Raw genomic sequence first — 10,779 nt, forward strand, 5'->3', positions numbered from 1 at the left:
ACTTCGCGGACACGCCCTAGACGCTGCCTTCGAAGTTGTGGGGACGGGGACCCGCCCGCAGGGGTGCGGGCGGGTCGGGGTGGGTCAGGCGTCTTGTTCTTCCAGGTCCCGCCGGCCGTCGAAGTCGTCCTCGTCGAAGACCGAGCTGACGTCGAAACGGCAGACCACCTGTTGCGGGTCGGCCTGTTCGAAGGGGGCGCCGAGCCATTCGCCGGGCTCCGGGAGGTCGTCGGTGGCCGACACCCAGAGCGTCGAGTCCCCCTCCTCCAGGCCGAACTCCTTGTGCCGGGACGCGATCTCGTCCGGTTCGTACTCGCCGAAGAGCACGCCGACAGCGGCGTGCACGCTGGCGCCGACGACCGCCACGGTCTCGGCGTCCCCGTCGACATCGGCGATGCGCTGTGCCTGAGCGAGCAGTCTCCGCGGCTCCGCCACCGCGTAGTCGCGGCGGATGAGCACGCTGAGCGCGTTCGGCTCCTCCGGGCCCGTGTACGGCGGCAGGGAGTCGTCCGTACCGGGGATCTCGAAGGGGGTGACCTCGTCGTAGAGGTCGTAGAGCCGCTCGTCGTAGGCCTCCGCCGCGGTGGCGAGGGCGTTGAACGCTTCCGAAACCGCCGGGTCGTCCTCCCCGGTGCGGCGTTCGACCGCCGCGAGGTGACGGTCCAGCGCGACCTTGACCGCCTCGGCGGCGGCACGTACCTCGGCAGCCGTGGGCTGCGCAGCATCAGACATAGAGCAGACGCTATCCGTACCGGGCCTCTGCCCGCACAATAGATGCGATGCCGGAATACGAATTTGTCGACGTGTACGTGCCGCGCGGGGTGTCCCGCAGCGACGCGACCCGCCTGCTGACCGACCACGCCGAGTACGGACACTGGGAAATGGACCGACTGAGCCTGCATCGGGACGGCAGTCGCAGAGTGCGGCTGCGCCGGCGCATCATCCGTCAGGTGCGCGCCACCTGGTGACGGCGACGGGGCGGGTCCCCGCTGTGCGGAGCCCGCCCCGTGGCCGTCACCGTACGGCCGTGCCCGTGGTCCCTACGCGGCGGCGCGGGCGCGGCGGTAGATGATGCCGCCCGCGAGGAGCAGGGCGGCGCCGGCCGGGATCACCAGTCCGAGTCCGTCCGACCCGGTCCGGGCCAGTGCCTCGGTGCCCTTGGGGGCGGGGGCCGGCGGGGCGACGGCCTGCGCCTCCGGGGTGTTCGGGGTGGTGGGCGACGGCGGGACGGCGCGCTCCGTGGGGGGCTTGGGTGTGCCCGGGGTCTCGGGCTTGTGCTCGGTCGGCGGCGCGGGGGTGTCCGCGTTCTCGCAGCCGTTGCCCATGGTGGGGTTCAGTGCCCCGACGACGTCGACGCTGTTCCCGCAGACATTCACGGGGACGTCGATCGGCACCTCGATCACATTGCCGGAGCCGACACCCGGTGAGTTGCCGGTGCCGCCCCCGGCGTGCGAGCCGCCCTTGCCCGGAGCGTCGGTGTGCTCCTTGCCGCCGTGCGAACCGCCGTGCGATCCGCCGGCACCGTCGGACGTGTTCGCGCAGCGGTTGCCCATGGCGGGGTTCAGCACTCCGACGACGTTGGCGGTGTTGCCGCAGACGTTGACCGGGACGTGCACGGGGACCTGGACGTTGTTCCCGGACAGCACGCCCGGGGAGTTCGCCGCCGTTCCGTCGGCACCCGAGTCCGCTTGCGCGTAGCCGCCGCCGAGGGCGAGTACGCCGCCGGCCGCCGCCACAGTGATCAGGCCTTTGCGCGTGACCTGTCTCATAGCTAGTTCCTGCCTTCTGCCTACCGGATACCCCCGGCACGTCGCCTGGGGCGTGAAGCCCGGCGGCCCCGGAGCGCATGGCGTGCGATCCGGGGCCGCTGGGCTCAGACCCTTACGGGTTGAGTGACAACGTCACGCGTTGACGCAGGTGTTGCCAAAGGCGGGGTTCAGCAGCCCGATCACGGAGATGGTGTTGCCGCACACATTCACCGGAATGTGGACGGGCACCTGGACGACGTTGCCCGAGAGCACACCGGGAGACCCGACAGCGGCACCCTGGGCACCGGAGTCGGCAACGGCCATGCCCGCGCCCGCGAGCACGAGACTGCCGGTGGCAGCCGCAGCGGCGACGACCTTCTTGATCATGAATTCCTCCTCGTTGGCAAATACGGTCCCAACTTCGGACCGCACACCTGTAACGAGGAGGGGCTGATGAGGCTACGAGCGTATGGTCGCATTCACTCTTTTCAGTCAAGTACGTACGCGCTGGCGAATATTGTCCCGGTCGGGTCAGCTGGCGTCGATGAAGCGGTCCAGCACCCGTACGCCGAACTTCAGGCCGTCCAGGGGCACCCGCTCGTCCACGCCGTGGAACATCCCCGCGAAGTCCAGCTCCGGCGGGAGCTTGAGCGGGGCGAAGCCGAATCCGCGGATGCCCAGGTCGTCGAAGGACTTGGCGTCCGTGCCGCCGGAGAGCATGTACGGGACCGCCCGCGCGATCGGGTCCTCCGCGACGAGCGCGGTCTGCATGGCGTCCACGAGCCGGCCGTCGAAGCTGGTCTCCAGCGCCTTGTCGCCGTGCACGTCCTCGCGCTTGACGCGCGGGCCGAGGATCCGGTCGATGTCGGCGAGGAACTCCTCCTCGTAGCCGGGCAGGAAGCGGCCGTCGACGTGGGCGGTCGCCTGGCCGGGGATCACGTTCACCTTGTAGCCGGCGCCGAGCATCGTGGGCGCGGCGGAGTTGCGCAGGGTGGCGCCGATCATCTTGGCGATGCCGCCGAGGGTGGCGAGCGTGCCCTCCATGTCCTCCGGGTCGAGCGGGACGCCCAGCGCGTCGGACAGCTCGTCCAGGAAGGACCGTACGGTCTTGGTCATCCGCACCGGCCACTCGTGCCGGCCCAACCTGGCCACCGCTTCGCAGAGTTCGGTGATCGCGTTGTCCTTGTTGGTCATCGAGCCGTGCCCGGCGGTGCCGTCCACGGTCAGCCGCATCCAGTGCATGCCCTTCTGCGCCGTCTCGACGAGATACAGGCGCAGGTTCTCGTTGACGGTGAAGGAGAAGCCGCCGACCTCGCTGATCGCCTCGGTGACGCCCTCGAAGAGGTCGGGGTGGTTGTCGACCAGGTACCGCGCCCCGTACGTGCCGCCGGCCTCCTCGTCGGCGAGGAAGGCGAGGACGATGTCGCGCGGGGGCTTGCGGCCGCTGCGGAGCCTGTCCCGCACCACGGCGAGGGTCATGGCGTCCATGTCCTTCATGTCGACCGCGCCGCGTCCCCAGAGGCAGCCGTCGGCGATCTCGCCGGCGAACGGGTCGTGTGTCCAGTCGTCCGCGTTGGCGGGGACGACGTCGGTGTGGCCGTGGATGAGCAGCGCGGGCCTGGAGGGGTCCTCGCCGGCGATCCTGGCGACGGTGGAGGCGCGGCCCTTGTGGGACTCGAAGATGCGCGGTTCGAGGCCCACCTCGGCCAGTTTCTCAGCCACGTACTCGGCGGCGAGCCGCTCGCCGGGGCCCGAGTGGTCTCCGTAGTTGCTGGTGTCGATCCGGATCAGGTCACGGCAGAGGTCCACGACCTCGTCCTCGCCCGAGACCGTCCCGCCCGTGTTCGACTCGCTCACGCTGCTCACTCCCGCTGTCGGTGCCGGTGGTCGTCCCATCCTCCCACCGGGGCGGGATCGGGCAGTGCCCGATGTTTGCTATGGTTTTCCACGTCGGAACGGCCTCTGGTCGTACGGCAGACACCTTGTCCGGGTGGCGGAATGGCAGACGCGCTAGCTTGAGGTGCTAGTGCCCTTTATCGGGCGTGGGGGTTCAAGTCCCCCCTCGGACACCAGAGTTGAAGCGATGCCGGTCGGGTTCTTCACCCCGACCGGCATTTCGTGTTCTACGGACCTCTCGGCCGGGTTGAAGCGCGAGGAGCCGATGAACCCGCCCGGCCGGCGACGCGGCCGGCCGGCCCCTTCTCCGGTGACCGTACGACGGCCCCTTCGCCTGCCCGGCGGAGGGGCCTTGCCGTCATCGCGCCCGGGGCGGTTCACTGTCGTCCGAGCCCGGCACGTGCACGTCGAGGACATCGATGTTCACCTCGGCGACCTCGAGCCCGGTCATGCTCTCGACCGCGTCGACGATGCCTGTACGGATGTCGTCGGACGTCCGCGTGATCGGGTAGCCGTACTCCACGACCACGCCGACATCGACGGCGGTCTGCTTCTCACCGACCTCCACCCGCACACCGCGGGTCACGTCGTCGGAGCGGGCCATCATGTCCCGCGCGGCCCCGAGGGTCCGTGAGAAACTGCTGCCCATGGCGTAGACGCCGGTGGCGTCACGGGTCGCGATACCGGCTATCGAGGCCACCACCGAGTCCGCGATGGTCGTCGTTCCCTTGACGTCGTGGTGGCCGTGGTGGCCGTTCGACATGGTTGTTGACGAGGCTTCTTTGACTGCCATGACCGACTCATCTTCCTCGAATAGGGAGCTTCGGAGCGAGGTGACGCATCCCCCTGTCCACTGTGCTCCGCGCATCCCCATCACGCCATTCGGGTGAGCGGCCGGAACCGGGCGACACATCCGTTCTCAGCGGAGCGGAACCGCGTGTCGTCCAGCTCGCCGAAATCAGCGGGGCCCGGACACATGACGCGTGTGTCCGGGCCCCTGCCCGCGTCTCGCCGCCCCGCGGCCGGTTCAGCCGCCCTCGCGGATCCAGTCGTCCAGCCGCGGCGCCTCGTCGCCGATGGTGGTCGAGTCGCCGTGCCCGGTGCGCACGACCGTCTCGGGCGGCAGCGTCAGCAGCCGCTCACGGATCGACTCGATGATCGTCGGGAAGTGCGAGAAGGACCGGCCGGTGGCGCCCGGCCCGCCCTGGAAGAGCGTGTCCCCCGTGAAGACGGTGGCCAGTTCGGGGGCGTACAGACACACCGCGCCGGGCGCGTGGCCGGGCGTGTGCAGCGCGGTGAGGGTGGTGCCGGCCACCGACAGGCCCTGGCCGTCGGCCAGTTCACCGTCCGGCAGCCGGTCCGGATGGGTCTGCTTCCACAGCGGCAGATCGTCCGGGTGCAGCAGGATCGGCGCGCCGGTGGCGGCGGCGAGCGCCGGGGCCGCGTCGATGTGGTCGTTGTGCGCGTGGGTGCAGACGATCGCGCGCAGCGTACGGCCGCCGAGCGCCGCCTCGATGGCCGTGGCGTCGTGGGCTGCGTCGATGACGATCGCCTCGGTGTCGTCGCCGACGATCCAGACGTTGTTGTCGACGTCCCAGGTGCCCCCGTCGAGCGAGAACGTGCCCGAGGTGACCAGGTGATCGATCCGGGCGGCCATCAGAGCACCACGACCGAACGCAGCACGTCGCCCTCGTGCATCCGGGCGAAGGCCTGCTCCACGTCGCCGAGTCCGACGGTCTCGGTGACGAAGGCGGCCAGGTCGATACGGCCCTGCTGGTGCAGGTCGATCAGCATCGGGAAGTCGCGGGACGGCAGACAGTCGCCGTACCAGGACGACTTGAGCGACCCGCCGCGCCCGAAGACGTCGAGCAGCGGCAGTTCGATCTTCATCTCCGGGGTGGGGACCCCGACCAGGACGACGGTGCCGGCCAAGTCCCGTGCGTAGAAGGCCTGGTTGTACGTCTCCGGGCGGCCGACCGCCTCGATGACGACATCGGCCCCGAAGCCCCCGGTCAGTTCGCGGACCGCCTCGATGACGTCGGTGGTGCGGGAGTTGACGGTGTGGGTGGCGCCCATCGTCTTCGCCGTGGTCAGTTTGCGGTCGTCGATGTCGACGGCGATGATCTTCGCCGCGCCCGCGAGGCGGGATCCGACGATCGCCGCGTCGCCGACTCCGCCGCAGCCGATGACGGCGACGGTGTCGCCCCGGCCGACGTTGCCGGTGTTGATCGCCGCGCCGATGCCCGCCATGACGCCGCAGCCGAGCAGTCCGGCGACGGCGGGCGCGACGGACGGGTCGACCTTGGTGCACTGTCCGGCGGCGACGAGGGTCTTCTCGGCGAAGGCGCCGATGCCGAGCGCCGGGGACAGCTCGGTGCCTCCCCCTGAGCCTCCGGCCAGGGAGGTACCCCCGAGGAGCGTCATCTTCTGCGTGGCGTTGTGGGTGTTGAAGCAGTACCAGGGCCTGCCCCGCAGACACGCCCGGCAATTGCCGCAGACCGCGCGCCAGTTGAGGATGACGAAGTCGCCGGGGGCGACGTCGGTGACCCCGGCGCCGACCGACTCGACCACACCCGACGCCTCGTGGCCGAGGAGGAAGGGGTAGTCGTCGCTGATCCCGCCCTGCTTGTAGTGCAGATCGGTGTGGCAGACCCCGCACGCCTGGATCTTCACCACGGCCTCGCCGGCGCCGGGATCGGGGATCACGATCGTCTCGACGCGCACCGCCTCGTTCTTGCCGGGCGCCACGACGCCTCGCACCTGCTGCGACATGCCAGGACCTGCCTCTCCATCGAGTCCGAAGGGCCAAGTCTGACACCGCGCCGCACCGTCGCGGTCCCTGGTCAGGGCGCCAGCACGTCGAGTTCCTGGAGCGCGCCGACGGCGATCTCCCGGGTCAGCGCCTCCGCGCGGGCCGCGTCCCGCTCCCGTACGGCTTCGGCGACCCGTACGTGCAGGGTCACGGCCGCGGGGTCCGGGTCGTGGAACATCACCTCGTGCCGCGTACGGCCCGTCAGGACCTCGGCGACCACGTCGCCGAGCCGCGCGAACATCTCGTTGCCCGACGCGTCGAGAACCACCCGGTGGAAGGCGATGTCGTGGCGCAGATAGCCCTCCAGCTGGTGACCGCGCGAGGTGGCGACCATGCCGAGCGCCTGCTCGGTGAGGGCGGCGCACTGCTCGGGTGTGGCGTGGGTGGCGGCGAGCCCGGCGGCGACCGGTTCGATCGCGGAGCGCAGTACGGTCAGCGAGCGCAACTGGCGCGGCCGGTCGTTGCCCGCGAGGCGCCAGCGGATGACGCGCGGGTCGTAGACGTTCCACTCGCGGGCGGGCAGCACCGTCACGCCGACGCGGCGCCGCGACTGGACGAGGTGCATCGATTCCAGGACGCGGACCACTTCCCGTACCACGGTGCGCGAGACGTCGAAGCGCTGCGCGACCTCGTCGGTGCGCACGACGCCGCCCTCGGGGTACTCGCCCCCGGTGATGGCGAGGCCGAGGGTGTCGAGCACATGGGTATGCAGGCCCCGGCCTTCTGTGGTCATGACGGAAGCCTACGGGGCGGGCCAGGTGAAGAAAAAATATGACGTGTGGGTTACGACACCTTGAATACGTCGTACATATGAGTTTCAGTAGCGCGGAGGCAGCGGAGCACATGAAGACAGCGAGGCATGACATGAGCACCCCCCACGTCGTCGTGGTGATGGGCGTCGCAGGTACCGGCAAAACCACCGTCGGTCCCCTGCTGGCCGCCGCCCTGGGCGTCCCGTACGCCGAGGGCGACGACTTCCACCCTCCGGCGAACATCGCCAAGATGTCCGCGGGCACCCCGCTGGACGACGACGACCGCTGGCCCTGGCTCGACGCGATCGGGCGCTGGGCGCACGGCCGGGCCGGGCTCGGCGGCGTGGTCAGCAGTTCGGCGCTCAAGCGCGCCTACCGGGACCGGCTGCGGGCGGCGGCGCCGGACGCCGTCTTCCTGCATCTCACCGGTGAACGGGCCCTGATCGAGCGGCGGATGGCCGACCGCAAGGGGCACTTCATGCCCACCGCCCTGCTGGATTCGCAGTTCGCCACGTTGCAGCCGCTCGGCGACGACGAGGCGGGCGTCACGGTCGACGTGGCGGGCACTCCCGAGGAGATCGCCGAACGGGGCGTCGCCGCGCTGGGAGAACTCGACCGCCCCCACGAACCCGAACTCGCCTGACAGACAAGCCAACTCCCCGATACCTAAGGAACCACCGTGACCAGTCTCAGTGTCGAGACGCTGGCAGCGGACGCCGTAGAACCGATCACCTCGGCCGGCAATACGCAGCTGGGCATCGCCGTTCTCGCCGGCATTGCCGTCATCGTCCTGCTCATCACCAAGTTCAAGCTGCACGCCTTCCTCGCCCTGACCATCGGCACGCTGGCACTCGGCGCCTTCGCCGGCGCGTCACTCGGCGACACGATCACCAGCTTCTCCGCCGGTCTCGGCTCCACCGTCGCGGGTGTCGGCGTGCTGATCGCGCTCGGCGCGATACTCGGCAAGCTGCTCGCGGACTCGGGCGGCGCCGACCAGATAGTCGACACGATCCTCAGCCGGGCGAGCGGGCGTGCCATGCCCTGGGCGATGGTCCTCATCGCCTCGGTGATCGGGCTGCCGCTCTTCTTCGAGGTCGGCATCGTGCTGCTGATCCCGGTCGTGCTGCTGGTCGCCAAGCGCGGCAACTTCTCCCTGATGCGGATCGGTATCCCGGCACTGGCCGGCCTCTCCGTCATGCACGGGCTGATCCCGCCGCACCCCGGCCCGCTCGTCGCGATCGACGCCATCGGCGCCGACCTCGGCGTCACGCTGGCGCTGGGCCTGGTCATATCCATACCCACGGTGATCATCGCGGGTCCGCTGTTCTCCCGTTACGCCGCGCGCTGGGTGGACATCCAGCCGCCCGAGCGGATGCTCCAGACCCTGGAGAAGCGCCCCTCGGAGGAGACCGACAAGCGCCCGAGCTTCGGCGCCACGGTCGCCACCGTCCTGCTGCCGGTCGTCCTGATGCTGGTCAAGGCACTGGTCGACATCGTCGTGGACGACCCCGAGAACCAGGTCCAGAAGATCGCCGACGTCGTCGGCTCCCCGCTGATGGCGCTGCTCGCCGCCGTACTCGTCGGCATGTTCACCCTGGGGCGCGCCGCCGGATTCACCAAGGACCGGCTCGCCTCGACCGTCGAGAAGTCCTTCGGGCCCATCGCGGGCGTGCTGCTGATCGTCGCCGCCGGCGGCGGTTTCAAGCAGACACTGATCGACGCGGGCGTCGGCCAGATGATCCTCGACTTCTCCGAGAACTGGGCGATCCCGGCCCTGCTGCTGGGCTGGCTGATCGCGGTGGCGATCCGGCTGGCGACCGGCTCGGCGACCGTCGCGACGATCTCCGCCGCCGGTCTCGCGGCCCCGCTCGCCGCCGACATGTCGACGTCGCACGCCGCGCTGCTGGTGCTGGCGATCGGCGCCGGTTCGCTCTTCTTCAGCCATGTCAACGACGCCGGATTCTGGCTGGTGAAGGAGTACTTCGGGATGGACGTCGGCCAGACGATCAAGACGTGGTCGGTGATGGAGACGATCATCTCCGTCGTCGGTCTCGGCTTCGTGATGCTGCTCTCGCTGATCGTCTAGCGCACTTCGGGCGGGGCGGGTCACTCCTCTTCCTTCCACAGAGGGTGCTCCCGCTCCGCCCACGGCCGTTCCACGGACCCGGTCCGCATGCCGCGCCGGGCCTCCGGGTCGGCGAACGCCATCCCGATGTGCCCGACGAGCACCAGGCCCACGGCCAGCGACAGCCAGTCGTGCACGAAGGTGGCGCTCGTACGCCACACCAGCGGCGTCAGCCAGGTGAACCACATCATCAGGCCCGTCGCGAGCATGACCAGTACGGCTCCGGCGATCCAGCCGCCGTACAGCTTCTGCCCCGCGTTGAACTTGCCCGCGGGCCGCGACTCCGGCCGGAAGTCGCGCCTCCGTACCGCCCGCAGCCACTCCTTGTCGTGCGGCGCGAAGCGGTTCAGCCGCCGCAGATCGGCGCGGAACGCCGGGGACGCCAACCCCACCAGGAACGGCGCGGGCAGCAGCAGCCCCGACCACTGGTGCACGGTGACCACCAGATAGCGGCGGCCCACGAGTTCGGCGAGCTGGGGTACGTACAGACAGGCCGCCGTCGCGACGCACAGCAGCATCAGGGCACCGGTCGCGCGGTGGACCAGCCGCTCGGCGCGGCTGAACCGCCGCCGCAGCCGGGTGGGCGGCGCCGCCGGCCGGTCAGACGGTCGGGGCGTCGGTGCGGCCGTTGGACCGCCCGACCCAGGCGTCGACGTCATAGCCGCGCTCCTCCCAGTAGCCGGGGCGGACGTCGGGGGTGACGGAGATCCCGGAGAGCCATTTCGCCGATTTGTAGAAGTACATGGGCGCCACGTAGAGCCGTACCGGACCGCCGTGCGCGTGCTCGACCGGCTTGTCCCGCATCCGCAGCGCCACCAGCACGTCGGGCCGCCTGGCCTGCTCCATGGTCAGGCTCTCGCTGTACGTGCCGTCGAAGCAGGTGAAGCGCACGGCCTTGGCGTCGGGCCGCACTCCCGCGGCGTCCAGGATCCGCGACAGCCGTACTCCCTCGAACGGTGTTTCCGGCACCCGCCAGCCGGTGACGCACTGGACGTCCCGGACCATCCGGGTCTGCGGCAGTTTCCGCAGGGCGTCGAGCGTGTACGTGGCGGGCCGGTCGACCAGACCGTCCACCGTCAGCCGGTAGTCCTCGGGGCCCTTGCGGGGTACGGAGGCGGCCACCGAGTAGTAGCGGAACCCGCCCCCGTTGGGCAGCAGCCCGGTCAGCCCCGTCGGGTCGCTGTCGGACACCGCGCCGAGGAAGGATTCGAGCCCGCGCTGGAGGTACGGCGCGGTGACGACGCCCGCCGCGCCGAGGCCGAGCATGGAGAGCACCAGGCGCCGCCCGACGGGCGTGCCCTCCGGCTCGGTGTCTGGAGTGGTCACCTCTCGATTCGAACACCACCGGGGCCCGGAAGCCAGGGCCGGCGGACCTCCGTCATTGTTTCGTCAGGCATGGTCCCGCCGGGACCGGCAGACTGGCGTCCATGGAGAAGACTCCCCAGG

Annotated in this window: 13 protein-coding genes and 1 tRNA gene; 4 read left to right on the forward strand and 10 right to left on the reverse strand. The window is 70.3% G+C overall.

Annotation, left to right across the window (positions count from 1 at the left end; genetic code table 11):
- Positions 1-84: 84 nt before the first annotated feature.
- Positions 85-732 carry a hypothetical protein gene (locus BHU15_RS12150; protein WP_069627208.1) on the reverse strand — a complete coding sequence of 216 codons (648 nt, stop codon included), beginning with the start codon at positions 730-732 and terminating at the stop codon, positions 85-87.
- A gap of 47 nt (positions 733-779) precedes the next feature.
- Between BHU15_RS12150 and BHU15_RS12155 the strand changes: the two genes are divergently transcribed.
- Complete coding sequence (locus BHU15_RS12155) at positions 780-968, forward strand: DUF5703 family protein (protein ID WP_023542774.1); 189 nt, start codon at positions 780-782, stop codon at positions 966-968.
- Between the two features lie 72 nt (positions 969-1,040).
- On the opposite strand, the gene BHU15_RS12160 is transcribed toward BHU15_RS12155, so the two are convergent.
- The 3 genes from BHU15_RS12160 to BHU15_RS12170 form a co-directional block, all read right to left on the reverse strand.
- Positions 1,041-1,769, reverse strand: coding sequence for a chaplin (locus tag BHU15_RS12160; protein WP_069627209.1), 729 nt, complete (start codon positions 1,767-1,769; stop codon positions 1,041-1,043).
- A 132-nt stretch (positions 1,770-1,901) separates the two neighbouring features.
- Positions 1,902-2,135: a chaplin ChpH gene (chpH, locus tag BHU15_RS12165; RefSeq protein WP_023542772.1), complete on the reverse strand. Its 234-nt coding sequence runs from the start codon at positions 2,133-2,135 to the stop codon at positions 1,902-1,904.
- Positions 2,136-2,279: 144 nt separating this feature from the next.
- A complete protein-coding gene (locus tag BHU15_RS12170) occupies positions 2,280-3,605 on the reverse strand; it encodes a M20/M25/M40 family metallo-hydrolase (protein WP_069627216.1) in 1,326 nt (441 codons plus the stop codon).
- A gap of 127 nt (positions 3,606-3,732) precedes the next feature.
- On the opposite strand from BHU15_RS12170, the gene BHU15_RS12175 reads away from it, so the two are divergent.
- Positions 3,733-3,820, forward strand: a tRNA-Leu gene (locus BHU15_RS12175).
- A gap of 182 nt (positions 3,821-4,002) precedes the next feature.
- On the opposite strand, the gene BHU15_RS12180 is transcribed toward BHU15_RS12175, so the two are convergent.
- The 4 genes from BHU15_RS12180 to BHU15_RS12195 form a co-directional block, all read right to left on the reverse strand.
- A complete protein-coding gene (locus BHU15_RS12180; RefSeq protein WP_069627210.1) occupies positions 4,003-4,437 on the reverse strand; it encodes an Asp23/Gls24 family envelope stress response protein in 435 nt (144 codons plus the stop codon).
- Between the two features lie 234 nt (positions 4,438-4,671).
- Positions 4,672-5,301, reverse strand: a complete 630-nt coding sequence (locus tag BHU15_RS12185) for an MBL fold metallo-hydrolase (protein ID WP_069627211.1) — start codon at positions 5,299-5,301, stop codon at positions 4,672-4,674.
- Entirely contained in the window at positions 5,301-6,416 is a 1,116-nt protein-coding gene (locus BHU15_RS12190; protein ID WP_069627212.1) for an S-(hydroxymethyl)mycothiol dehydrogenase, read from the reverse strand. The genes BHU15_RS12185 and BHU15_RS12190 overlap by 1 nt, the downstream gene beginning before the upstream one ends.
- 71 nt (positions 6,417-6,487) lie before the next feature.
- Positions 6,488-7,189, reverse strand: a complete 702-nt coding sequence (locus BHU15_RS12195) for a FadR/GntR family transcriptional regulator (RefSeq protein ID WP_069627213.1) — start codon at positions 7,187-7,189, stop codon at positions 6,488-6,490.
- Between the two features lie 131 nt (positions 7,190-7,320).
- On the opposite strand from BHU15_RS12195, the gene BHU15_RS12200 reads away from it, so the two are divergent.
- Complete coding sequence (locus BHU15_RS12200) at positions 7,321-7,851, forward strand: gluconokinase (protein WP_023542766.1); 531 nt, start codon at positions 7,321-7,323, stop codon at positions 7,849-7,851.
- Positions 7,852-7,887: 36 nt separating this feature from the next.
- On the forward strand, positions 7,888-9,294 hold the full coding sequence (locus tag BHU15_RS12205; protein WP_069627214.1) for a GntP family permease: 1,407 nt from the start codon (positions 7,888-7,890) through the stop codon (positions 9,292-9,294).
- A 20-nt stretch (positions 9,295-9,314) separates the two neighbouring features.
- On the opposite strand, the gene BHU15_RS12210 is transcribed toward BHU15_RS12205, so the two are convergent.
- Positions 9,315-9,992, reverse strand: coding sequence for a cytochrome b/b6 domain-containing protein (locus BHU15_RS12210; RefSeq protein ID WP_079128089.1), 678 nt, complete (start codon positions 9,990-9,992; stop codon positions 9,315-9,317).
- Positions 9,934-10,599, reverse strand: coding sequence for a molybdopterin-dependent oxidoreductase (locus tag BHU15_RS12215; RefSeq protein WP_079128090.1), 666 nt, complete (start codon positions 10,597-10,599; stop codon positions 9,934-9,936). The genes BHU15_RS12210 and BHU15_RS12215 overlap by 59 nt, the downstream gene beginning before the upstream one ends.
- Between the last annotated feature and the right edge of the window lie 180 nt (positions 10,600-10,779).

Origin of the sequence: Streptomyces niveus (assembly GCF_001723055.1) — a bacterium.
Lineage (GTDB): Bacteria > Actinomycetota > Actinomycetes > Streptomycetales > Streptomycetaceae > Streptomyces > Streptomyces niveus.

Bases quoted from the DNA above. Each gene is read 5' to 3' on its own strand.
- BHU15_RS12195 (WP_069627213.1), bottom strand. From the start codon at position 7,189: ATGACCACAGAAGGCCGGGGCCTGCATACCCATGTGCTCGACACCCTC.
- BHU15_RS12210 (WP_079128089.1), bottom strand. From the start codon at position 9,992: ATGACGTCGACGCCTGGGTCGGGCGGTCCAACGGCCGCACCGACGCCC.
- BHU15_RS12185 (WP_069627211.1), bottom strand. From the start codon at position 5,301: ATGGCCGCCCGGATCGATCACCTGGTCACCTCGGGCACGTTCTCGCTC.
- BHU15_RS12215 (WP_079128090.1), bottom strand. From the start codon at position 10,599: ATGCTCGGCCTCGGCGCGGCGGGCGTCGTCACCGCGCCGTACCTCCAG.
- BHU15_RS12155 (WP_023542774.1), top strand. From the start codon at position 780: ATGCCGGAATACGAATTTGTCGACGTGTACGTGCCGCGCGGGGTGTCC.
- chpH (WP_023542772.1), bottom strand. From the start codon at position 2,135: ATGATCAAGAAGGTCGTCGCCGCTGCGGCTGCCACCGGCAGTCTCGTG.
- BHU15_RS12190 (WP_069627212.1), bottom strand. From the start codon at position 6,416: ATGTCGCAGCAGGTGCGAGGCGTCGTGGCGCCCGGCAAGAACGAGGCG.
- BHU15_RS12150 (WP_069627208.1), bottom strand. From the start codon at position 732: ATGTCTGATGCTGCGCAGCCCACGGCTGCCGAGGTACGTGCCGCCGCC.
- BHU15_RS12200 (WP_023542766.1), top strand. From the start codon at position 7,321: ATGAGCACCCCCCACGTCGTCGTGGTGATGGGCGTCGCAGGTACCGGC.
- BHU15_RS12160 (WP_069627209.1), bottom strand. From the start codon at position 1,769: ATGAGACAGGTCACGCGCAAAGGCCTGATCACTGTGGCGGCGGCCGGC.
- BHU15_RS12180 (WP_069627210.1), bottom strand. From the start codon at position 4,437: ATGGCAGTCAAAGAAGCCTCGTCAACAACCATGTCGAACGGCCACCAC.